The following is a 23,642-nucleotide window of genomic DNA, read 5'->3' as shown; positions in this document are numbered from 1 at the left end:
TGGCAACCATTTTATTAAGTATCATATCCTGTAGGGCTAAAAAACCTTAAACCAAGATGGGATTACACTACGGACAAACACCCACATCATCTAAATAGAAGGTTCCAGATACGTCATCTCCAGGGCCAATAAACATTTGAACCCTAATATATTGTCCTGTTGGAACAAATGACGCGCCATCCAAGACACCAAGGGCACCATCAGAATTACCTGTAAAGCCTGCAATTGCATTAACAAAATCAAATCGCATTTCTTCCCACCCAGTACCGGTGTGAATCAAAGTCACTTCAACTTCACGTTCTGTTTCGTTATTTGGGTCTTGTTGCATACTTAGTCTAATAGGCACTTCAACATTCGACCAAAATTTTAACCTTACAATCTTATCTTCATCACTAAAATCAATAGGAGCTGAATTTTGAATTCCGAACCCATCAAAATTGCCACCACCATCTTGTACTATTTCCAACACATTTGAAGCTTCTGAATTGGCTCCAGAAATATCTGGATTCGCAACTACTTGAAGTTCTACACCATTGAATCCAAAAGAAAACGCACCGTCATTACCGTTGTCCCATGTAAGTGGTGAACTTAAAATTTGTGCACAAGGGTCAGCAGGAGGTATTACCTCAAATTGTTGTTCAGTAACAGAATTATTGGGAGCGATGGCTCTAATGGTTACAAAGAAATTATCATCAGCTTCAGGATAACTAAATGTAACTTCTTGCTGTATACCTATAAGCATGGCGGTATCACCGGGAAGTCCGGATATAACTTCAAATGCTGTTGCTCCAATTGCCGTAGGGCTTACGGTAACCGAAAAAGGCGGTTCCATATTATTGAATTGAACATTGGCTTGAACTTCGGATGGAGCGGGGCCTTCCATCAAAATAGCATCAAATCCAGCCTCTCTATCACAGGAAATTAAGGAAATACACATTATTCCAAGAACAAACAGTCGCATAATCGATTTTCTTTAAATTTATCAGAACAATATAACTTATTACTTCTTTTGAAAAAGGGATTACTATTTTTTTGAAGGGCGTTTGCAACATTTGAGACTTAAAATGCTACAAATTTTATTTTGGCTAGAACTAAATTGCGTTTTCTTCGGGATTCAATTCAATATGGATGATAAACGGTAAATCAGATTACTCCACTCTTTTTAAGCTTACGCTCCTATTTATATTTTTTATACATATAATAGGGGTCCATTCTCAAACGGATTTTGAATCGCTTGAGTTCAATATGGTCAAGGAGAATATATTCCAGCGCCCTATTACCACAATGATAATGGATAAAAATGGTTTCATATGGATTGGAACAGATGGTGCAGGGTTATACAAGTTCAATGGTTTTTCCTATACCTATTATGGGCACGATTTAAAAGATGTAAACAGTATCAACAGTAATTCCATAAATTCTTTATTCCTTGATGCCACGGGACAGCTTTGGATAGGTACAGATGCAGGACTGTGTGTATATCAAGAACAACAAAATTCGTTCAAACGATTTACAACAGGAAGTAATGGTAATGCTGGCAATAATTATGTTAGCATTCTATGTTTTGTGCAGTATGAAGAAAGATTTCTTGTAGGAACTTATGATGGAATAAAAGAGTTGGATGTACAAACCGGTTCGCTCCAGGATTATGGATTGACAGGATTTGCAATTTTAGATTTACAATTTTCCTCGAAAGGAAACTTATATATAGCTTCAAATCAGGGATTGAAGTTAGAGCAGTACCATCAAAGAGGACAGATTGAGAATATACCCTTAATAAATCAAGAAACGGGACAGTATATAACCAATTTACATTTGGACGAACGTGAGAACCTATGGGTAGGTACCCGGAGGAGTGGAACGTTTAAAAGAGATTTAAAAAAAGTAAGTATTCCTTTCTCTAAATTGGATATTGTTGAGAGTGCCACAATGGCTATTACCAGTGGTATGAACCATGTTTTTGTTGCCGTGGAAAATGAAGGATTGGTTATTTTGGATATGACCGGAAGAGTTGTGAAAGAGTATCGCTATAATGTCCAAGATAGCCATACCATTGGTTCTGATTCTGTTTGGTCTCTGCTATTGGATACTGAAAATCGGCTCTGGTTGGGTTACTATGAAAATGGATTAGGTTTTTTTGATGAACATCATAATAAATTTAAATCAATACAAACAGAAGACGTTGGGAACAGTATCTATAGTAACGATATAAAGGCATTTGCAAAAACTGAAGATGGAAAAGTTTGGATAGCCCAAATCAATGGAATAGATATTCTTAATACAAATACAGGTGATATTACCAATGTGTATGGAACAACCGATTCGGAATACAAAGGTTTAAAAAAAGGACTTTACGTTGAAGATATTTTTGTTGACAGCAAGGAGAATGTATGGATAGCTACTTGGGGAGGAGGGATCTTCTTTTTGAAACAAGGTTCCAAAACCTTTGTGAACTTCACAAAAGAGAATACGGATGGTGTTCTTAAAACGGATAAGGTGAGATGTTTTACGGAAGATGGTAATGGAAAAGTTTGGATAGGTTCCTTTTTGGAAGGGGTATATTATTTTGATTCAAAAAAGGGAAAAATACAAGTCCCCAAAGGAGGGTCGTATGCCAATTCAGAAGTTGTTAGTAAGGATATTAAGGCCATTTTTTATGATAGCTATGGCGTTATTTGGGTTGGTACTACCTCGGGGCTTTATCATATTGAAAATAAGGATGACAACGAATATAGTGTTACCGCCCATAGCAATGCGATTTCATCTAAATTTGCCGGTCACCCAAGCTCCAGTCGTATATTGGATATTTTTGAAACCCAAGATGGAACCGTGTGGTGTGGAACCAATGGTGGTGGCCTATTTTTCTATAAAAGAGAAGAACAGAATTTTGGACGATTGGAGTTGGAAGATCATGACCTTACCTATGTCAATGCCATATTTGAACCTTTTAGAAACGAACTCTGGGTTAGTAGTAAGCAAGGAGTCCTAAAAATAGATCGCGAAACAAGCAAAGTGGTTCAGTTTACTACCCATGACGGACTTTTAGAAAATTTCCTTACTGATCGTGCTGTAATAATGGATGATAACAATCTATTCTATCTAGGGACCAAGAGCGGTATAAATATCATAGAACCCCAGAATATTGTCTACAATCCATATTTGGCCAAGCCTTATCTGAAAGATGTCAAACTTTTCAATAAGAAAGTCAACCAAAAAGACAAGAACAGTCCCTTGGATGCCTCAAAGGAAACAAATATAATTACGCTAAAGCATTACCAAACGGTCTTGACCATCGATTATGAGGCAATAAGTTATACGAGACCGGAAAAGAACCAGTATGCTTATTTTTTGGAAGGCTTTGAAAATACCTGGAACTATGTAGGTTCAAAAACAAGTGCCACATATACCAATTTAGAATCTGGAGATTATACGTTTAAGTTAAAAGCATCGAACAATGATGAAATTTGGAATGATGCATCAGTCATATTGAAAATCCAAGTATTACCTCCTTGGTGGAAAACCATATGGGCGTATTTGCTTTACGTTCTGTTTTTTGGTCTTTTAGTGTTCTCCATAATGCTTTTTTACAGAAAGCGAGTGAATGAAAGAAATACCTTTAGACTTGAACGAGAGCGAAGAAAGCAAAGGGAAGAGCTCCAACAACAAAAACTTCAATTTTTCACAAATATTTCGCATGAATTTCGAACCCCACTTACTTTAATCATCAATCCAATAAAGGAATTAGTTGATTTTAACGAAACTGAGTTTTCCAGATCAGTGCGTCAAAAACATCATATAATCCATAAAAATGCAGAACGCCTTTCCAGATTGATCAATGAACTGATGGATTTTAGGAAGTTACAATCCGAAAAACTTCAATTGAAGGTGAGTCAGTTTAACATAGTAAAACAAACAAAAAATATACTTAGTTTCTTCAATGAAGAGTCCAAAAGAAGGTCAATGCGACTAGATTTAAAGTATGACAATGTTAATCTAGATGTATGGGGCGATAGTGGAATGCTTGATAAAATTTTATTCAACTTATTATCCAATGCTTTTAAAGTAACCCCTAATGAAGGCCGAATACTTATAAGCATAGTCGCCGGGAAGAAAAAAGTATTGCCTTTAGTAAGTAAGGAAACACCAATTCCAGTGATAGAAATAAGCATCAAAGATAACGGTCCGGGAATAGACCAAAAGGATTACAAAAAGATATTCAAGAGATTTTATCAGATTAGTGAATTGAACAAGTCGTACTACGGAAGTACAGGTGTTGGTTTGGAAATGGTAAAGAGTTTTATTGAACTGCATAGAGGTGTCATAGAAGTTGAGAGTGAATTGAGTAAGGGTTCAATTTTTAAAGTATTCATACCCTATGGTAAAGAATTCTTTAAGAGCACCGAATATCCATCAGCACAAAAAGATGAGCAAATGGTGCTGTCCGATACTGAGACGAAATCTGAACCTAAGACCTATAAGATCGAAGAAATTTTATCCAAAAAAACATTGAAAAAGAAGTTGCTGATCGTAGAAGACAATGTTGATCTTCAAGACTATCTAATATCAATTTTTGAGGAAGATTATGAGTTGATTTTGGCATCTGACGGTCAGGAAGGTTGGCTTAAAACAATGGAACATCGCCCAGATATTATTATCACCGACATCATTATGCCGCTAATGGATGGGATAGAATTTAGTAAAAAAGTGAAAAACGACCCAAACTTGAACCATACTCCAATTGTAGTACTAACGGCAAAGGACCTGACCAAGGACAGAATAAAAGGAATGGAGGCAGGAGCAGAGGCCTACATTGTAAAACCTTTTGATAAGAAGGAACTAAAGGTCGTTTTGGAACAATTACTTTTGAAAAAGGATCGTTTGTTGGAACAATATGCAAATGTGCCACAAGAAAAAAAGGAAGCGGATTACGACAACGATTTTATCCACAGAGTGGTTGCCTATGTCCAAGACAATATTGAAAATTCTTCTCTGAATGTTGAAAAGTTGTCTTCCCATCTTTGTTTGAGCCGCAGCCAGGTCTATCGAAAAATAAAAAGTCTAACTGGGTTATCTCCCATTGAATTTATTAGAAGGGTTAGACTGGAAAGGTCTAGAACACTTTTTCAAAACGATAAGAACCTTAATGTTAGTGAAGTGGCCCATAAAGTTGGATTTTTATCAGCTTCGTATTTTACGGTTTGCTACAAAAAACAATTCGGGGAACTTCCCAAAAGTGGAAAATAGAGTTGTTGAAGCCTGAATTTTCTAAGTAAAAAACAGAATGTAAATATCCATTATATCTACTAAAACCCTTTGTTATTAAGGGGTTGACTTCAAATGCAACATATGAAATATTTATTGCATCAAATAGAATGCCCTTAAGCCATCCTTAAATATAACTTGCGTAGAGCCAAATTTTATCAATGTCCAAAATGCATGGATACGTAAAAAATTTAGCCTGAAATTAAATCTAAACTAATTTGAAAAATGAAGCTAAAGAAGTTATTTTTTATTCTTTTCTTGGTCGTAACGGGTCAAGCAATAGGGCAATTGGTTACGGGAACAGTTACTGCTGATGGGCCCTTGCCCGGAGCATCTGTTTTTGTAAAGGGAACTCAAATAGGTGTGGTAACCGATTTTGATGGTAAGTACACACTTGATAAGGTAAAAAACGGGGATATTTTAGTGTTTTCGTACATAGGTTTCAAAGCCAGAGAAGTCACTTATACGGGTCAAGAAGAAATAAATGTTGAACTTGTTGAAGACTTGGTCAGTTTGGATGAGGTGGTTATTGTAACCTATGGAACACAAAGGAACACACCAGTTTCCGTAGTAAAGGCTGAAGCCTTGAGTGAGTTTCCTACTACAGATATTGGTCAGGCTTTACAAGGTAGGGCTGCTGGTGTCAATATTACAAATGGAGGTTCGCCGGGATCCCAAACTTTAGTTCAGATTCGCGGTGTGAACACTTTTGGAGACGGCACTCCGCTTTATGTGGTAGATGGAGTTTTTACCAACAGCATCAACAGTATTGATTTAGGAAGTATCGAAAAGATTGACGTTTTGAAAGACGCTGCTTCCCTTGCCGTTTACGGTTCAAGAGGTACAAATGGTGTTATTCTCATCTCCACAAAGAAGGGTAGGGAGGGCAAAGCTTCGTTTAAAGTAGAAGCATCTTCAGGAATTCAACAATTTAACAGACGGTACGATCTTCTAAACACGGAACAGTACATTCAGTTTTTAAGAGAAGTTAATGCATTGGCGGGTCAAAATGGTGGACCTGACTTTCCTGTGGAGAGGATTAATGAAAACCCTCTGTTTGATGGTAATGGTGTGGATACGAATTGGCAAGACGCTTATTTTCAAACGGCACCTATGTATAATATAAACGGTAATGTAAATGGCGGAAGTGAAAGAGCGAAGTTTAATTTAGGTTTTTCCCATCTAGACCAGGAGGGTGTATTTATAGAAACAGGTTTTACACGTACAACGTTAAATGTAAATACAGATGCCAATATTTCCAATTGGCTGGATATTGGACAAACACTTTCTTTAGCCCACAGTAGAACGAGATTTCCAGAGCGCGAAGGGGGTAGAGATCCCTTGCAGAATATTATAGGTCAGGCTCCTTATGTTCCAATAATTACGGAGAACGGTCTTTTCGGTGGCACTAATTCAAGTGATTTAAACGATTCCAGAAATCAAATCAGAATACAGGATAACCAAGATAACCTAACAAGATTTTCTTCTGCTATTGGAAGTATTTATGCAAAATTCAAATTGGCCAAAGGACTTTCATTTAGGTCTCAATATGGTTTAGATGCCAATTTATTGCTTCAAGATAATCAAATAAGGGCCTACGCGGAAGATGGAGGCAGGTTTGCAAATCCAACCAATTTTATCAGTAAAACAAGACAAACGATAACACAACAGGTTTTTACCAATACCTTGGCTTATGATAGGGATTTTGACAAACACTCCATCAATTTGTCTGCTGTGGCTGAACAAGCGCAGATACGTTTAGAATCTACATCTATATCGGATAACAATGAACTATCTTCAGAAATACCCGAAGCTTTTTCTCCGAATGCGAGAGCTACCTCATTCTCAGTTCCAGAAAATCTTAATTCCATTCTTTTCCTTGGTGGTTACGAGTTTGATAACCGATACTCCATAAGCGGCTCAGGAAGACGTGATACTTCATCAAGATTTGCACCTGAAAATGCATCGGAATGGTTTTTTTCAGGAGCATTGGGGTGGAATGTTTCCAATGAACCTTGGTTCGATGTAGATGCCATAAATAGTTTAAAATTAAGAGCAAGTTATGGGGAAACAGGTAATAACAGAACAGGGAATTCCGTCAACCAGTTTCTACCAACACTTGGCTTAAACCTACCTACTTCTTTAGATGATGAAACGTCATCTGGGATTAGTCCAAATAACGCTGCAAATCCCGATTTGAGGTGGGAAACACAGATCAAGCAGAACTATGGCCTAAATATGGGGTTCTTGAATGATCAGATTCAGTTTGGCGTAGATTATTTTAAAAACCGAAGTGAAGATCTTTTAATACCGGTTGAACTGCCTGCCTCATCTGGAATTCCGGGAAACTCTAGTACTGGATCTACAGTAATTAGAAATGTGGGCGTGGTAGAAGTAGATGGCTTGGAGTTTACTTTGGGCTACAATGATTATGAAGGTGAATTTAAATGGAACTTTTGGGCAAATTTGACTACCTCCGAAAGTATCGTGGAGAGCCTCGGAACTTCTGGGGAACCCATAGAAAGGGCTACGTTGAACCCTCCTTTTGATTCAGCATTGAATAGATTGGCCGTAAATGAGGCACCTTTTCACTTTTTCGGTCTGGTAGCTGATGGCGTTTTTTCTACCCAAGAACAAATAGATGCCGAACTACCAAATAATAATACTTCAGCGGTACCTGTTCAACCTGGTGATGTAAGGTTCATAGACATTAGTGGAGATGGCCTAATTGATTTGGAGGATAGAGCTGTTATTGGAGATCCCAATCCAGATTTCACGTATGCCATCAACTTTAGGGCAGAGTATAATGGCTGGGACTTTGACATTTTGTTCAATGGCGTACAAGGTGTAGATGCATTTAATAGTAACATATTTTATTTGGAAGGACTGGATAACGGCCTAAACTATGGAACACGAATTATACGCAGATGGCAAAATCCAGGAGATATCACTGACATACCTCGGTTTCGGTTTGGATCTAACATTAACAATGCGGTATCTTCAAGATACGTGGAAGATGCTTCTTACCTAAGACTTAGAAATGTTACTGTTGGATATACTTTTCCAAATGCATTAATCAATAAATCTGGGAATGGCATTATAAAAAAGATGCGCTTGTATGTTCAAGGACAGAACTTGCTGACATTTACCAACTATACAGGACTAGATCCTGAAATAGCTCCATTTTACAATGCACAAGGGTTGGTAGATGGTTTGGGAATCGATAGAAGTGCCCAACCAAGACCAATTACCGTGTTAAGTGGTATTCAAATAGAATTTTAGATTGATAAAAATTGTAAAGATGAAAAGAATCAGTAATTATTTTTTAAAGAGCATACCACTGTCTTTAATGTTATTGTTTGTGGCTTGCGATGATGAAGTTCCTGTTGAAAACACAAATGCTTTGAATCCCGAAATCTTTTTCGAATCCTTGGCTCAGGTGGAAGCAGCAGTTAATGCGTCATATAATCAATTCCAAGTTCTCTATCAACGTAATGGATATATTTTTCCAGATGCCATGTCAGATGAAGTGGTTTCCAGTGGCGATCCAAATTTCGCACCCTTCAATAGGTTTGAGTTAAACGCAACTCTTGGAGGTATTGCGCAGTACTGGACGGCATGTTTTAACGGTGTTGGTGCCTGCAATTTTGTAATTGGTAATGAAGAAAGGATGAGAACCAATACGGCAACAAATGATTTCTCGCAAGCAGATGTCGATGATGCTTTGGGACAAGCTTATTTCCTTAGAGCACTCTATTATTTCCATTTGGTAAAACGATTTGGAGGAGTACCACTGAAAACAGATTTGGCGACTGCGCTTGATGATACACCTAGAGCAACGGCTGATGCAGTTTATGGGCAAATCATAGCCGATTTACAATTATCTACCCAGCTTACTTTTCCTAAAGGAACTACAGAAGTAGGGCGAGTTACTAGGGAGGCAGCTTTTGGTTTGTTGGGCAAAGTGTATTTGCATAGGGAAATGTATACTGAAGCGCAACAGGCATTTAACAACATAAACAATCATAGCTTACTTCCTTTGGAAAATTATAGGGATAACTTTAGCGAAACTGGCGAGCATAATGATGAATCTATGTTTGAAATAGGATATAATGGTGAAGTAGGAACGGAGTCAGAACGTTGGGCACAAACAGGAGTGGGAACGTCAGAAGTAACATTTCACTCTCAAGAATATGCGGGATGGGGCAACGCTAGACCTTCTTCCAAGGTAATTGCCGAATTTGAAGATGATGACCCTAGATTTGATATTGCCATTCTAGAGGATGGTACCAGTTATGGACCTGGAGATGCGTTTGAATTTCCTTGCCCTGGATGTGGAGGTGGACCGGTATGGTATAAGTTTTCACAGTTGTATGATGAAGAAAGTGTTTCAGAGAACAGTAGTGTGAACGTTAGGATTATGAGATATGCAGATATTATCTTAATGCAAGCTGAAGTTGAATTGAATTTGGGGAACAATACAGGTGCTGTGGATTTACTCAATCAGATAAGAGATCGCGCCGAGATGCCAAGATATGGAACCGCCACTATGGATGCCCGTGGTTATCCCGTAAATACAACAGAACAAATCTTTGATGCCATTGTTCACGAAAGATTTGTTGAACTCTGTGCAGAACAAGTGCGATTTGATGATTTGATAAGATGGAATTTGGATGATCAAGAACTTTCCATTTTCCCAGATCAAAATTTCAATAACCCTGATGAATCCCTCAGAACAGTAAGAGTATATGATCCAACTGTCCATAGGGTAATGCCCATACCACAAAATGAAATAGACAGTAACACGGAAATTGGACAAGGAGACCAGAATCCTGGATATTAAAAGTTGAGTTAGTTAATTTAATTTAAATGGGCGAAAATTTTTTTTTCGCTCATTTATTTTTTTATTAGTAGAGTTGGATAGCACTATTGGGAGTATGTATAAAATAAAGAAAGTATGTTGATGAAATTTTTACTGACAATTTTCAGTGTAGGTATGTTTTTTGGCTGTGTCAATGTTGACCATAAAAACACTCAAACTTCTGGTAAAACCACAGAAAACAAAATTTTCACAAAACTAGAATCCAAAACCACGGGGATAACCTTTAAGAATCAACTTGTAGAAAACGACACCCTAAACTATTTTACCTATCCCTATATATACATGGGAGGTGGGGTCTCTGCCGGGGATATCAATAATGATGGTCTAACCGATCTTTTTTTTACGGGCAATACGGTGACTAACAAACTTTACCTTAACCATGGAGACTTGGTGTTCAAGGACATTACTTTGGAATCCGGTATGGGAGGAGATCAAAGATGGTATACGGGAACAACAATGGCAGACGTAAATGGAGATGGACTATTGGATATTTATTGTTTGGTGGCCGGCCAGTCCGGAAACAAACAAAACCAACTTTTTATTAATCAGGGAGACAATACTTTTAAGGAAATGGCAGTTGATTTTGGATTAAATGATGCTGGAAATAGTGTTGATGCTACTTTTTTTGATTTTGATCAAGATGGGGATTTGGATGTGTATGTCGCCAATTACCCTATAACCCCATTTGAATATAATAGCTTTCATTACAAAATGCGAATGGATAGGGTTACAGATTTAGAAACCGATAATCTGTATAGAAATGACGGTGGGCATTTTACAAAAATCACGGAATCTTCAGGTGTTAAACTATATAGTCTTTCCTTGAGCGTTACGGCTTCAGATCTTAACGAAGATGGTTGGACGGATCTGTATGTATCAAATGATTTTGGCACACCTGATTGTCTGTACATCAATCAAAAAGATGGAACCTTTAAGGACGAGATAAAAAACGCAACCGCGCATACCTCATTTTATGGAATGGGAGTAGATATTGCCGATTTTAATAACGATGGTTTCCTGGATATTGTCCAAATGGATATGGATGCCGCATCAAACCGAAGGTCAAAGGCAAATATGGCCAGTATGAACCCGGAATTATTTGCAAATATTGAACGTGTGGGATTTCAATACCAATACATGCAGAACACGCTACAAATAAACACGGGGTTTGAACACCAAGGCATTCCAAAATTTAAGGATATTTCCAGACTTGCCGGTATTTCATCCACAGATTGGAGCTGGGCTCCTTTATTGGCCGATTTTGATAATGATGGTTATAAGGACCTATTCGTATCCAATGGCACCCGCAGGGAAATTAACAATAAAGATTACTTTGAAAATCTAAAAGGAGAAAAAAAGCATAAGGATAGTTTATTGGACAAGAGTCTCCGTATTCCATCTGAACCAATTGATAATTACGTTTTTAAAAACAATGGAGATCTTACCTTTTCAAAAAGCAATAAGGAATGGGGAATTGAGGACAAAGGTTTTTCAAACGGGGCAGTGTATGCGGATTTGGACAATGATGGTGATTTGGAATTGGTTACAAATAATATAGATAGTGAAGTCTCTATTTTTGAAAACCATAGCTCTGATACCAACAATCATATTACCTTAAGCTTAAAGGGTGAATCAAAAAATCAATATGGTTTGGGGGCAAAGGTTCACTTATATTATGATGAAACACATCAGGTTCAAGAAGTCACTTTGAGTCGAGGTTTCCAATCCTCAGTAGCGCCAAAACTACATTTTGGGCTGGGTAAAGATGAGGTGGTTGACAGTCTTATCGTAATATGGCCCAATCAAAAGATACAGAAATTAACAGAGGTGGGGGCTAACTCTAGCTTGGTGTTGGATTTTGAAGAGGCAAAGAATACAATTGATGGGCGAATGGCAAGTAAGGGTAACCATCTGTTCCAAAGTAACCCAGATACCTTGGCACTCTATAAGCATAAGGAGAACACCTACGATGATTTTAAAAACGAAATTCTTCTACCGCATAAAACTTCCCAATTTGGCCCCGGTTTGGCAGTTGGTGACTTAAATGGCGATGGCTTGGAAGATTTCTATATCGGAGCAGCATCAAAATATCCAGGGGGAATGTTCTTCCAGACGCCAGATGGTTCTTTTGAACAACAAAAATTAAAGATTTTATTGGAAGATAGAAATCACGAAGACATTGGCTCTCACATTTTTGACGCTGATAATGATGGCGACAATGATCTCTATATTGTAAGCGGAGGGAATGAGTTTGGTCCAAATTCGCCAATGCTTCAAGACAGGCTTTACATCAATCAAGGAAATGGTAGTTTTACTAAAGGTGCAAATGCACTGCCCAAGATATTTATTAGTGGTAGTAGGGTATACGATTGTGATTTTGACAAAGATGGGGATCAAGATTTATTTATAGGAGGAAGATTGATGCCTGGAAACTACCCTTACCCAGCATCAAGCTATATTCTTGAAAATATAAGCACATCCGGTTTTCCCAAATTTATTAATGTAACGCAGAAAATTGCCCCTGAATTTGATAGATTGGGATTGGTAACATCGGCACAATGGCTGGACTTCGATAATGACGGTTGGAAAGATTTGGCTATTACCGGAGAGTGGATGAAAGTTAGGCTTTTCAAAAATACAGGAACAACCTTTAAAGAAATTACGGAAGAGGTTGGTTTATCCAATACCACAGGCTGGTGGTTCAGCCTTAAAGCTGATGATATTGATAATGATGGCGATATAGATTTAGTCGCGGGCAATCTTGGGGATAACTACAAGTATAAGGCCAATGGCAATGAAACTTTCGATGTTTTTTTAAATGATTTTGATGGAAATAGAACCAACGATATTGTTTTGAGTTATTACAATGAAGGAGAGCAATACCCGGTAAGAGGAAGGGAATGCTCTTCGCAACAAATACCATCAATCAAAGAAAAATTCAAAAATTATGATGCTTTTTCCAAAGCTACTTTGTTGGATGTATATGAGGAAAAAAAATTGGAGGGCAGTATTCACTATAAAGTTTCATCTTTTAAAAGTGCGGTTTTCGTGAATGAAAATGGAAAGTTCATAAGGAATGATTTACCGATAAGGGCCCAAATAGCACCGGCAAACCAAATTTTGATTGCAGATTTTGATTTAGATGGCACAAAGGATATCGTTCTTGGGGGTAATCTATATGCTTCCGAAGTAGAAACACCCAGGGCAGATGCAGGACATGGAACATTTTTAAAAGGAACCGAAAACAAAGATTTCCAAGCACTTGCCCCAAAAGAAACCGGACTTTATATGGATGGGGATGTTAAGGACTTATCGGTAATTTCAATAAAAGGAAAGCAATATATTCTAATCGCAAAAAACAACGATTTTTTAAAATTTATTGCAGTAGAAAATAAAGTGGCATTTTAGTTTAATTATTGGCTTGTACAATAATATCTGCTATCTCACCAAATGGCCAAGTCAAAGTTTGCCTATCAAATATAGCGAGACCATCGTTTGATACACCTGTATTTCCATTATCCCACCAGATATTTGCGAAACCTCTCTCAGCCGCAGCTTGGGCATAATAGGATGCATGGTCCAAACGATCTTCTAGATTGTTCTGGTTTCCGGAACTCCACTCACCCAATACAACAGCTTTGCCGTTATCTACAAACTTTGTTTTAATTCTGTCCATCTCAGCAGCCAATTGGGCTTTATCCTCATCTGTTCCCCAAGTATTGTCTGTTCCCTCCAAAGTGAATGGAAATGGAAAGTAAGAATGAAGCGAAATTATTGTTCTGGGATCATTATTTGGAATTATCAAATCATCCATCACCATAGGTATTGTACTAGCTGCATAAGTGGAGATCATAATCTGTCTAAAGCTGTTGTTCCCTCCGGTAGCTCTTATCGCGTCTAAACTTACTTTATGGTATTGGTTTACCATGTCCCTTCCCTCCGCAGTTCCTCCCGACCATTCTTCCGGCGTATTCTCATATCGGGGTTCGTTCAAGGTTTCAAAAATGACATAATCACTATAGTTTTTGAATCTATTGGCAATTTGTGTCCATAATTTGGAAAGCCTGTCCTTTACTTCATCACCCTTTTCGTATGTTGGGATAATCCAAGGATCATCATGATGTACATTGATGATTACGTACATATTATTTGCCCTTCCATAATTTACCACTTCCTCAACTCTGTTCAACCAACTTTCCTCAACTAGGTATGAAGGCGCTGGGCCTTGATGGAAACTCCAAGTAACAGGAACCCTTAGAGTGTTAAATCCTCGCTTGGATACTTCATCAATCATAGACTTTGTGGTTACAGGATTGCCCCAAAAAGTTTCGTCGGGGCCTTCAACATCAAGACTATTTCCCAGATTCCAACCCGTTTTCATTTCAGCTACAATTTCAACAGACGAAACATTTCTAATCACCCCATCATCAAATTCACTGGCTGCAGTATCTCCTTCATCGGGATTATTTTCTTCGGGTTCTTCTTGAACTGTATCATCTGCTGGAATAATAGTTAAACTCCCAGATTCGGAGCCGCAGGAAATGATAAATGTAAGTAGAGCAAAAACTAATGGGAAACACTTCATCTTGATAGTAACTTTTGTTTTCAAATGTAGCTAAAGAAGCGTTTGTTGGATATTTGGGATGATGTAAAAACTAGAAGAAATGTAGCATATGTTGTTTTAATGATTAAACTTTAGTCCGAGTAAAAGTAAAATCAACCAGAACTAGTTCTATTTCTATACCTAAAAGATAAATTTAGTATTGGTTTTAACTATTCATATTCGTTGATAAAATCGATTACCTCGTCCGCAAACAGGTCAGGTTCATGGTTCATAATTGTATGACCTGAGTTTTGAAAAATGACTAATTTTTTTGAGGTGGAACCTAATCCATCAAAGGCATCTTGAGCAAATTTGGGAGGCACTACCATATCATATTTACCCCAGAGCACCAAAGATGGTATGGTGATTTCATCAAGCCTGTCTTTGAAGGACAGGTCTTTGAAAATACCTTGATCTCTAACTAAAATAGATTGTGTCTTATTAGCGTTCCAAGCTACGGTTAAAACATTATTTTTGAAAAAAGTATTGATTACGAATTCACCTTGAATTTTGCTTCTGGTTTTATTGATAAGTCTGTCATCTTCTAGTTTTTCTTCTGCTTTGCTGGCTTCCTTGTTCATAGTGTAAAAATCATCATCAGAATATGTATCTGTGTTCAGTCCATCTATTTTGTTTTTTACAGCTTCCCAATAGGTGACATTGTTTTCCAGAGCAATCTGTTCGTTGGCCACTCTTCTAAAATTCTTTGGGTATTCAAAAAAAACACCACTGGAATCATGGGCGCCCCCGATTTCAATCCATCCTTTGAATACATCTTGATTCTTTAATAAAACTGCCGTTCCCAAAGTTCCTCCCCAACTATGACCCATTAAAAAGAATTTAGAATCATCTCCGTATTTATGCTGTATTACTTTTACTAAAGCCAGTATATCTTCGGCCATAATTTCTATGCTGATACCATCCTCAGAATATTTGCCTTGGGACATTCCAGAACCCCGTTGATCATAGTACACAACAGCGCATGTTTTTTCAATTTCACTTTTGATGGTTCCTGACCTATAGGATAGCCCATTTCCTCCAGGACCACCATGCAGAATAATTAGAAATACTTTTTCCGATGCATTGCCATAAATGTGTGCTGGCATATCAGCTCCTTTATGGCGCACATATAAAGTGTCGCTCAAATCACCAACATCATCTTGCGTGCAGGAAAGAACAAAGAGGACTGATACTAATACGGAAATTGTTTTCTGAATTTTATTGATTATCGTTTGCATATTTTTTTTTCTTTTTCAGGTTAAAGCGGAAGCCATATTCTATTGCAATTGAAGGTAAGGAGCCTGTGTTATATGGAGTTCGGAGCATGTAAGTAACGTTTAAATACCTGCCAGTTAACTTTCTGCCTTTACGCCATTTCCCAAAACCAAATGAAAGGGATGGAGCATAATAGTTTCTGCCGGGAAGGAAGACTTTGTCTACCTCGTCGCCAGATACTTCATAGGTCTCTGGTAAAAATGCACGATATATCCCTAAAGGGTTAAATTGTATATTTATCTGCTTTCCCTTAGTGTTGGTCCTACGCCACAAAATCCCATAATTGGTAAAGACGCCGAGTTCTGTTCTCGGATCCCAACTTACACCGAATGTTCCATTCAACAGCCATTGTTTAATGATGATCTTTTTTCTTCGTTTTTTTGCTTTAACTCGCACTTTTTCGGTTAAAAGATATTCAGCTCCAACTGTAAGGCCAGGGTTCCAATAGTAATTTCCATAGTAACCTGCCCTAAATTCTGTTCTATCAAAAAATCCAAGAGTAGAAAGAGAATTTTCTGAATCGGATAGATTTTGGGCAGGTGATTTACCGCACCATAGGCACAGAAGGGCAAAACAATATTTGTTCATTTTTTGATTTGATGATGAAACCCAAAAGTACTTGTAGGTTTGACCAACTCATTTGTCAAAAAATCATTTTTTTAAGAAGTGCGGTAGCAGATAAAATATCGCAACCCAGTGATAAAAGAATTTTGCTGATATAGTAACCTTGAAATTATCTTGGACCAATAGATAAAAGTAGTTTGGAAGATTACATATTTTCATCAAAAAGTCAACATTAAACAACTAGTTGAAAAGTCAGGTAAAAAAGAACACTGAGAAAAAATAGATTTCAAGCAACTATTACCTGTTCGTGTATCTTAGCTATATGTTATTATTAAGTGTAACTTTTGTAAGGCTTGTACACTGATTTGAAAAGAATAAGAAAATGTCTCTCAATTATAAAGATAGATACTATAACCATTTTGAAAAGCGAGATGGAAAAAACCCGCCTAAGTTCGAGAAGGATAAAAACTATATGATGCGATTTGATGCCCCGTTGTCGCATTTTAAATTTGAGGATAACAATCTTACCATAATATATTTTAAGGATGGTGTAGGGGAGTTGCAGTGGAAAAATAAACGAATTAAAGTAGAAGCTAACAAATTTATTATTACCAACCCCAGTATAGGCTGGGAATACGTTAATGAAAGACAAGGTTATATCGATGTTTTAAGTTTGGTGATATGTGATGCCCTTAGAGAACAATTCAATTATTTTGTTTCAACTTCTCAAGTCAGATTATTGGATAACCCATTTCACAGTATTTCGAACCAAACCTATTTTATGGAACAAATGTTCGGTGCCAACTATTATAGATCTGGTTGGCTATTGCAATCTATCTATAGGTTAAGCAACAATATAGATTATGCGCAAACCTGTCCTGAAGAACTTTCCATTGATGTATTACAAACTATTTATAATGATCAATACAGAGGATATGGTTTGGCAACCCATATTGCATCAAAAAAACCTTCTACTAAACTAGAAACGTTAAAGAGACTGTTGCGGGCAAATGAATATATTCAGGATAATTTGATGAACCCGATTTCTTTGGACGAGCTATCACGTGTATCAACACTTTCTAAATATCATCTTTACAACTCTTTTAAATTAGTTTACGGCAAAACACCACATCAATACATCAATAGTTTAAAAATAAAAAAAGCACAAAAAATACTGCAAAATCAAAAGCTTTCGGTTAGTGAAGTGTCCGACTTATTTGGTTTCAGTGATCTTGCAGTATTCAGTAAATTATTTAAAAAAGTATATGGAAAGCCACCTTCTTACTACTTGCTTTCAAAATAATGGTATGTTCTTTTATTGTTCAAAATCAGTAAGCTAAAAGAGGTTTATAAATCAAAGACTTTTGTTTAATGTCTTTCTTTTCGTAATTTTTTTATAGAATTTTATTTTAAAATAGTCTTCATGAATTCTTCTTTATAGGCCCTTCCAATAGGTAGTTTGAAGCCTCCGAGAAGGTATACTTGATTTCCGACAATTTTTTCTATTGATTCTGCATTTATGATATGTGATTTATGGATACGTTGAAACTGGTTACTTGGCAGATTTTCCAACCAGAAGCGAAGAGGTTCGTTGGATAGGTGCTTTTTAGTCTCAGTCACAATTTCAGTATAATCAGAATCTGCTGTAATATGCTGAATGTCTTCAATATAGATTTTGATATGCTCGTAGCCCGACTTGATGTAGATTTCCTTTCTAAATTGTGCTGAATCTGCATCATACTTGTTCGTGGACGCAATTTTCTTTCTTTCTGATACCTTTGATACGGCCTTAACAAAACGTTGAAACGAAAAAGGTTTTAACAGATAATCGACAACGTTGAATTCATAGCTTTCAAGTGCATATTCCGAGAATGCAGTTGTTAAAATGATGTTGGGCGGATTGCCCATGGTCTTTAAAAAATCAATGCCAGAAAGTTTAGGTAGGTGTATGTCAAGAAAAATTAGATGCACCGTTTCGCTTTTCAAAAATTCCATGGCTTGTATCGCATCTGAAAAAACACCCTTTAATTCTAAAGAATCTACGTTCTCAATATATTTCTTTAGGATACGCTGCGCAGGAGGCTGGTCTTCGATTATGATACAGTTCATAAACGGTTTATTTTACTTAATTCCACCGATAAGTTGACCTTGTACCTGTTCCTATCTTCTTTAATTTCAAGATGATGTTTGTTTGGATAAAGGAGCTGTAAACGTTTTTTTACATTTTCGAGTCCAATTCCAGCATCTACACTATCAAGACCTTCAATAGGCTCATGATTATTGTCGCATACAAAATGTAACATATTGGCCTTCATGTGTAGCTTCATGTCAATCTTTATGTTTTCGCTCTGTCCGGCTTGACTGTGTTTAAAGGCATTCTCAATAAAGACTATCAAAATTAGTGGGGCAATCTTGTATCCCGTTTCCACATTTTGCACATCGAAATGAACCATGCCTCTATTTTCAATTTGTAATTTGCTCAACTTAATAAAGTTATGCAATTGCTCAATTTCTTTTTGAAGTGGCACAAATTTTTCTTTGCACTCATACAACATATACCGCAACAATCCGCTGAGTTCCAGAATAATTTCAGGAGTTTTCGGTGAGCCTTCAAGGGCATAGGAATACAGATTGTTAAGATTATTGAACAAAAAGTGTGGATTTATCTGAGACCTCAAAAATTGAAGCTCACTTTCTTGAACCGTACCTTTCAAAGCTTCTATCTGTTCTTGCTTTTGTAGGGCATCCCACCCAAACTTAAATCCGGAGAGAATGGTAATTACGGGTAATACCCCCAACAGTGAAAAAAATACTCCAGGAAACGATTTGGCCCTCCTGGTACCTGGAAAGAAGAGTTGCTCAAGGAGCAATTCTTCCAACAGAATAACTATAGCGACCATCAAGAACACGAATGTGAAAAATTGCCAATATTTCCTCTTGTACAGAAAACGGGGCATCAGCCAATACCCTATAGCAGCGGCGGCAAGTACATAAGTACTGAAGAAAGCCAATTGGTGTCCATGAAATCCTGGGTTTTCCCTATCAAATGAATAGAACAGAAATACCAGTACAAGAAGGACCGATTGAAAAACAAGTTCTCTTTTTGATATTAGCATTCGAATATGATTCAACCAAAAGTATCCCTAACAATGTAGTAAAATAAAATAAAAGCCGTAAACGACGGTTTTTGGTCTTTAAACAACGATTTATAAATGCAACTGCCTAACTTGTTGGTTGGGGGAGAAGGTGTGTCGTTCATGGGAAACTATTTTAACGCTATGTCTTTTTATTGAAAATTTGAATAAAAACGGAAAACATGAATTTGGCCGTGAAATATTTTTTGCTATCGAGTATAACCCTTTTTCTTTTTGGCGCGATTGGAAATGCACAACAGTGGAGTACTACATTTAATGGTAAAGTAGTAGAAAAATCTTCTGGGTTACCTGTTGCTTTTGCTACAGTTGCTGTCGTGGACAATGAAACCAAAAAGGCAATCGATGGGACCACCACTTTGGACGATGGCACATTTTCTTTGAAAACCAATGTCACTGACTGTTATATTGAAATCAGTTTTTTAGGCTTTGAAACGAAAGTTTTGCAGGTGCCAGATACAAAAAACAAGCAAAATGACTTGGGTACCATAGAGATTTCTGAAGATGCGCAGAAGCTTGCAGAAGTGGTCGTTCAGGGTGAAGTTTCACAGACCGTTTTCAAACTTGACAAACGTGTATTCAACGTCGGAAAGGATTTGAGCACTACAGGTGCCAGTGCCCTTGAGGTATTGAACAACGTTCCATCAGTGAATGTAAATATAGAGGGGCAGATCAGTCTTCGGGGCAGTCAAGGTGTTCAGGTATTGATCAACGGAAAACCTTCTATATTGACCAGTGATGAGAACAATGCACTTGGTACCATTACCGCTGATATGATTGATAGGGTAGAGGTGATTACCAATCCTTCCGCAAAGTATGATGCAGAGGGTACCTCAGGCATTATCAACATTGTGATTAAAAAGGAAGAACAAAAAGGATTAAATGGTTCCATTTCGGTGAATAGCGGTGCGCCCAATAACCACAGTGTCGGAATTAGTCTTAATCGAAGAACCGAGAAATTTAACCTGTTCACACAGCTTGGAGCTGGGTACCGCGAGTTGCCCAATGAGATTACAGTGCGCAATACCGATCTGACCACAGGCAATGTTGTTCTATCCAACGGCGAAGAATTCAGGAACGAAGAATTTTACAATTTCATACTGGGAACGGATTACTATTTCAGTCCCACAAGCGTACTCACACTTTCAGGAAATTTTGCTTTGGAGATTGAAGATCAGCCATCGACCACCAATTTTACAGCGTTGGACGGATTGGGAGACTTGACATCGCAGTGGGAGCGAACTGAGGTAACCGAAGCTCGAAACCCAAAATTTCAATATGAATTGCAGTACAAAAAGGATTTTGAAGATGATGAAGACCATGATTTGCTGTTCAGTGCGCTAGGAAATTTCTTCGGGAAGGACCAGAGCTCTGAATTCCTGGATAGTACAGTTTCAGGAGAAGATCGTGATGCCGAACAAAACACCCGCACTAATTTCCAGGAATCTGTTTTTACCTTCAAACTGGATTATACCAAACCTTTTTTAGATAAGTTTTCCGTTGAAACTGGAGCTCAGTATATTCTTAACGATGTCAGTAATGACTTTGAAGTGGAAAACCTTGAAAACGGCGGGTTTGTTGTTGACCCTAGTCTAACAAACATTTTTGAATTTGACCAAAACGTATTAGGTGTTTATGGAACCACCGCATATGAAGGTGAAAAATGGGGATTGAAAGCGGGCTTACGAGTTGAAAATACTGAAGTTGGGACTTTACTTGTAAATACGGATGAGTCAAATGACCAAAACTATACCAATCTTTTTCCAAGTGCACACACATCGTACAAGTTTTCTGAAAAGGTTTCTTTGCAAGCAGGTTATTCGAGGAGAATTTATCGTCCAAGACTATGGGATTTGAATCCATTCTTCAACATTCGAAATAATTTCAACATTAGACAGGGCAACCCAGATTTACTTCCTGAGTTTACCGATTCTTATGAGGTGACGGGTATTTTCTTTGTAGGTAAGACACCTTTGAACTTGGGACTATATCATCGATATACTAATGATATTATTGAACGAATTTCTTTTTTTGAGGATAATGTAAACATCACCAGACCGGAAAATATTGGAACGAACAATGCCTGGGGTATGGAGTTTAACACTAAATACAGTCCGGTCAAATGGCTAACGTTCAATCTTGATTTCAATTATAATACCTTTTCCCGTCAAGGTAGTTTTGAGGAAACCGTATTCGACTTTAGTGCAGATCAGTGGTCATCAAAACTGTTGACCAAAATAAAAATGCCTTGGGACATTGATTTTGAGACCACTGGAAACTACCAATCAGCTTACCAAACCGTGCAGGGAGAGATAAGCGATATTGCATTTTTGGATTTGGGAATTAGAAAGAAAATACTGAAAGGTAAAGCAGTCTTGAACATGAGTGTCCGAGATGCATTTGCGTCACGGATTCAAGAAAACCAAATCGCGCAGAACGATTTTGAAGTTTTTAATCGAAGTTTTCGCGCGCGGTTTGTGTCCTTCGGTTTCAGCTATGGGTTTGGCAAAGGTGAAGCGATGCAGTATTCCGGAGGAAGGAGAAGATGAAGATTTAGATGATATATTAATAGTACGCAACGTTTCAGGTTGTCCACGCATATTTTATCAAACAAAATTATTCCCCTAAAAACAGAAAACCCCGCCAAAACTACTGGCAGGGTTTTAATTCCATTAAATAATTTGTGACCTGACTGGGGCTCGAACCCAGGACCCTCTCCTTAAAAGGGAGATGCTCTACCAACTGAGCTATCAGGTCAATAAAAAAACAAAAGCGCCAAAAATGCTGCGCTAAGCGGGTGCAAATATAATATCAATAATCTATTTTGCAAGATGATTTAATGATAAATTTGTGTTTTTTTAAAATCATCTTTAATTCTTAATAATGAAAGTAGTTTTGATAGGTTATATGGCAAGCGGAAAGTCTTCTATTGGTAGGCTGTTAGCCAATGACTTGGATATTGGGTTTATTGATTTGGACGAGTATATTGAATCCGAAATGCAAAAATCAATCACAACTATTTTTTCAGAAAAAGGCGAGATTTTTTTTCGAAAGCTGGAACACGAAATGTTGGATAAGGTCTTACATGAAAATGAATCCGTAGTTCTTTCAACCGGAGGAGGTACCCCATGCTATGGTGAAAATATGAAAACGATCCTTAACAATTCAGATCATTCAATTTATTTGCAATTACCTGTTTTAACGTTGGCCAATAGAATAAGTAATGAAAAAGACCAGAGACCTTTGGTAAAGAATATTGAAAACAAGGACTTACCTGAATTTGTTGGAAAACATCTTTTTGAAAGAAGGCAATTCTATGCCCAAGCAAAGCATATTCTGGATTGTGAAGGCAAGACTATTGAAGAATTAGTATCAGAATTGAAGTTGTTACTACTCTAAATAAACGATATCATTTTTAGGCTTAAATTCTACTTTAATATGTTCATTTAACGAAGTGGACAACGAAATTCCCTTATAATCTGCTTTTACCGGATACTTTTTATGGTTTCTATTTACCAACACAGCAGTTTTTAATTGTTTTATAGGTGTTTTAAGAAAATGGTGTACGCCATAAATTAATGTAGTGCCCGAATTTAAAACATCATCCACAAGGACAACTGACTTATTTTTGTATTCTTCTTCTTTGATAGAAGTACTGACCCCACTTTCTAGTGGATTTTTCTTGTCCATTTGTATTTTACACAATACAATATCAGCTTCAGTTATTTTTCTAAGCACAGCAGCTATTTTTTTTGCAAAAAGTAAACCACCCCCATCAATACCGGCAATAATAATTTCTTTCTCGTCAACATTCGCTTCGTAAATTTGATAAGCTATACGGTTTACGGTATGCCGAATTTGATCGTTGTTAAGTATCTGATTGTTCATAACAGGGAATGAAGAT

At 37.3% G+C, this 23,642-nt stretch carries 14 protein-coding genes and 1 tRNA gene; 7 read left to right on the top strand and 8 right to left on the bottom strand.

Features of this window, described 5'->3' with window-relative positions; genetic code table 11:
• Window positions 1–67: 67 nt before the first annotated feature.
• Entirely contained in the window at window positions 68–961 is an 894-nt protein-coding gene (locus AAY42_RS06275) for a hypothetical protein (protein WP_055393417.1), read from the bottom strand.
• 167 nt (window positions 962–1,128) lie between these two features.
• Here AAY42_RS06275 and AAY42_RS06270 point away from each other — a divergent pair, with 167 nt between their 5' ends.
• The 4 genes from AAY42_RS06270 to AAY42_RS06255 all read left to right on the top strand — a co-directional run bounded on the left by AAY42_RS06270 (window position 1,129) and on the right by AAY42_RS06255 (window position 13,552).
• Window positions 1,129–5,244, top strand: coding sequence for a hybrid sensor histidine kinase/response regulator transcription factor (locus AAY42_RS06270; RefSeq protein ID WP_082433342.1), 4,116 nt, complete (start codon window positions 1,129–1,131; stop codon window positions 5,242–5,244).
• Window positions 5,245–5,487: 243 nt separating this feature from the next.
• A complete protein-coding gene (locus AAY42_RS06265; protein ID WP_055393414.1) occupies window positions 5,488–8,544 on the top strand; it encodes a SusC/RagA family TonB-linked outer membrane protein in 3,057 nt (1,018 codons plus the stop codon).
• 19 nt (window positions 8,545–8,563) lie between these two features.
• Window positions 8,564–10,105, top strand: a complete 1,542-nt coding sequence (locus tag AAY42_RS06260) for a RagB/SusD family nutrient uptake outer membrane protein (protein ID WP_082433341.1) — start codon at window positions 8,564–8,566, stop codon at window positions 10,103–10,105.
• A 120-nt stretch (window positions 10,106–10,225) separates the two neighbouring features.
• Window positions 10,226–13,552 (top strand): CRTAC1 family protein, encoded by a 3,327-nt coding sequence (locus AAY42_RS06255; protein WP_245625598.1) that lies wholly within the window; start codon window positions 10,226–10,228, stop codon window positions 13,550–13,552.
• 1 nt (window position 13,553) lies between these two features.
• On the opposite strand, the gene AAY42_RS06250 is transcribed toward AAY42_RS06255, so the two are convergent.
• From AAY42_RS06250 to AAY42_RS06240, 3 genes are all read right to left on the bottom strand, one after another.
• The gene (locus AAY42_RS06250) at window positions 13,554–14,729 is read right to left on the bottom strand and encodes a glycoside hydrolase family 5 protein (protein ID WP_055393410.1); all 1,176 of its coding nucleotides are present in this window, start codon (window positions 14,727–14,729) and stop codon (window positions 13,554–13,556) included.
• Window positions 14,730–14,917: 188 nt separating this feature from the next.
• A complete protein-coding gene (locus AAY42_RS06245) occupies window positions 14,918–15,985 on the bottom strand; it encodes an alpha/beta fold hydrolase (protein ID WP_055393408.1) in 1,068 nt (355 codons plus the stop codon).
• Window positions 15,966–16,610 carry a hypothetical protein gene (locus tag AAY42_RS06240; RefSeq protein ID WP_055393407.1) on the bottom strand — a complete coding sequence of 215 codons (645 nt, stop codon included), beginning with the start codon at window positions 16,608–16,610 and terminating at the stop codon, window positions 15,966–15,968. Before AAY42_RS06240 ends, AAY42_RS06245 begins: the two co-directional genes overlap by 20 nt.
• Window positions 16,611–16,968: 358 nt before the next feature.
• Between AAY42_RS06240 and AAY42_RS06235 the strand changes: the two genes are divergently transcribed.
• Window positions 16,969–17,889 (top strand): helix-turn-helix domain-containing protein, encoded by a 921-nt coding sequence (locus AAY42_RS06235; RefSeq protein ID WP_055393405.1) that lies wholly within the window; start codon window positions 16,969–16,971, stop codon window positions 17,887–17,889.
• 101 nt (window positions 17,890–17,990) lie between these two features.
• Here the strand turns inward: AAY42_RS06235 and AAY42_RS06230 are convergent, their stop codons facing one another.
• Both AAY42_RS06230 and AAY42_RS06225 read right to left on the bottom strand, forming a co-directional pair.
• The gene (locus AAY42_RS06230; RefSeq protein ID WP_055393404.1) at window positions 17,991–18,695 is read right to left on the bottom strand and encodes a LytR/AlgR family response regulator transcription factor; all 705 of its coding nucleotides are present in this window, start codon (window positions 18,693–18,695) and stop codon (window positions 17,991–17,993) included.
• Window positions 18,692–19,702 (bottom strand): sensor histidine kinase, encoded by a 1,011-nt coding sequence (locus AAY42_RS06225; RefSeq protein WP_055393402.1) that lies wholly within the window; start codon window positions 19,700–19,702, stop codon window positions 18,692–18,694. Before AAY42_RS06225 ends, AAY42_RS06230 begins: the two co-directional genes overlap by 4 nt.
• 200 nt (window positions 19,703–19,902) lie before the next feature.
• Here AAY42_RS06225 and AAY42_RS06220 point away from each other — a divergent pair, with 200 nt between their 5' ends.
• A complete protein-coding gene (locus AAY42_RS06220) occupies window positions 19,903–22,287 on the top strand; it encodes a TonB-dependent receptor (protein WP_055393400.1) in 2,385 nt (794 codons plus the stop codon).
• A gap of 135 nt (window positions 22,288–22,422) precedes the next feature.
• Here AAY42_RS06220 and AAY42_RS06215 read toward each other — a convergent pair.
• Window positions 22,423–22,495: transfer RNA gene (locus AAY42_RS06215), tRNA-Lys, on the bottom strand.
• 126 nt (window positions 22,496–22,621) lie between these two features.
• Here AAY42_RS06215 and AAY42_RS06210 point away from each other — a divergent pair.
• Window positions 22,622–23,137, top strand: coding sequence for a shikimate kinase (locus tag AAY42_RS06210; protein WP_055393398.1), 516 nt, complete (start codon window positions 22,622–22,624; stop codon window positions 23,135–23,137).
• Here the strand turns inward: AAY42_RS06210 and AAY42_RS06205 are convergent.
• Entirely contained in the window at window positions 23,129–23,626 is a 498-nt protein-coding gene (locus tag AAY42_RS06205; protein WP_055393396.1) for a phosphoribosyltransferase family protein, read from the bottom strand. The two genes, AAY42_RS06210 and AAY42_RS06205, sit on opposite strands and share 9 nt — an antisense overlap.
• Between the last annotated feature and the right edge of the window lie 16 nt (window positions 23,627–23,642).

The organism is Flagellimonas eckloniae (assembly GCF_001413955.1).
Lineage (GTDB): Bacteria > Bacteroidota > Bacteroidia > Flavobacteriales > Flavobacteriaceae > Flagellimonas > Flagellimonas eckloniae.
This window is presented reverse-complemented; position numbering and strand designations above follow the sequence as displayed.

What these genes read in the sequence shown, in the direction of transcription:
- AAY42_RS06270 (WP_082433342.1), top strand. Translation starts at nt 1,129, where the DNA reads ATGATAAACGGTAAATCAGATTACTCCACTCTTTTTAAGCTTACGCTC.
- AAY42_RS06265 (WP_055393414.1), top strand. Translation starts at nt 5,488, where the DNA reads ATGAAGCTAAAGAAGTTATTTTTTATTCTTTTCTTGGTCGTAACGGGT.
- AAY42_RS06220 (WP_055393400.1), top strand. Translation starts at nt 19,903, where the DNA reads ATGAATTTGGCCGTGAAATATTTTTTGCTATCGAGTATAACCCTTTTT.
- AAY42_RS06245 (WP_055393408.1), bottom strand. Translation starts at nt 15,985, where the DNA reads ATGCAAACGATAATCAATAAAATTCAGAAAACAATTTCCGTATTAGTA.
- AAY42_RS06260 (WP_082433341.1), top strand. Translation starts at nt 8,564, where the DNA reads ATGAAAAGAATCAGTAATTATTTTTTAAAGAGCATACCACTGTCTTTA.
- AAY42_RS06205 (WP_055393396.1), bottom strand. Translation starts at nt 23,626, where the DNA reads ATGAACAATCAGATACTTAACAACGATCAAATTCGGCATACCGTAAAC.
- AAY42_RS06250 (WP_055393410.1), bottom strand. Translation starts at nt 14,729, where the DNA reads ATGAAGTGTTTCCCATTAGTTTTTGCTCTACTTACATTTATCATTTCC.
- AAY42_RS06235 (WP_055393405.1), top strand. Translation starts at nt 16,969, where the DNA reads ATGTCTCTCAATTATAAAGATAGATACTATAACCATTTTGAAAAGCGA.
- AAY42_RS06230 (WP_055393404.1), bottom strand. Translation starts at nt 18,695, where the DNA reads ATGAACTGTATCATAATCGAAGACCAGCCTCCTGCGCAGCGTATCCTA.
- AAY42_RS06255 (WP_245625598.1), top strand. Translation starts at nt 10,226, where the DNA reads ATGAAATTTTTACTGACAATTTTCAGTGTAGGTATGTTTTTTGGCTGT.
- AAY42_RS06225 (WP_055393402.1), bottom strand. Translation starts at nt 19,702, where the DNA reads ATGCTAATATCAAAAAGAGAACTTGTTTTTCAATCGGTCCTTCTTGTA.
- AAY42_RS06240 (WP_055393407.1), bottom strand. Translation starts at nt 16,610, where the DNA reads ATGAACAAATATTGTTTTGCCCTTCTGTGCCTATGGTGCGGTAAATCA.
- AAY42_RS06210 (WP_055393398.1), top strand. Translation starts at nt 22,622, where the DNA reads ATGAAAGTAGTTTTGATAGGTTATATGGCAAGCGGAAAGTCTTCTATT.
- AAY42_RS06275 (WP_055393417.1), bottom strand. Translation starts at nt 961, where the DNA reads ATGCGACTGTTTGTTCTTGGAATAATGTGTATTTCCTTAATTTCCTGT.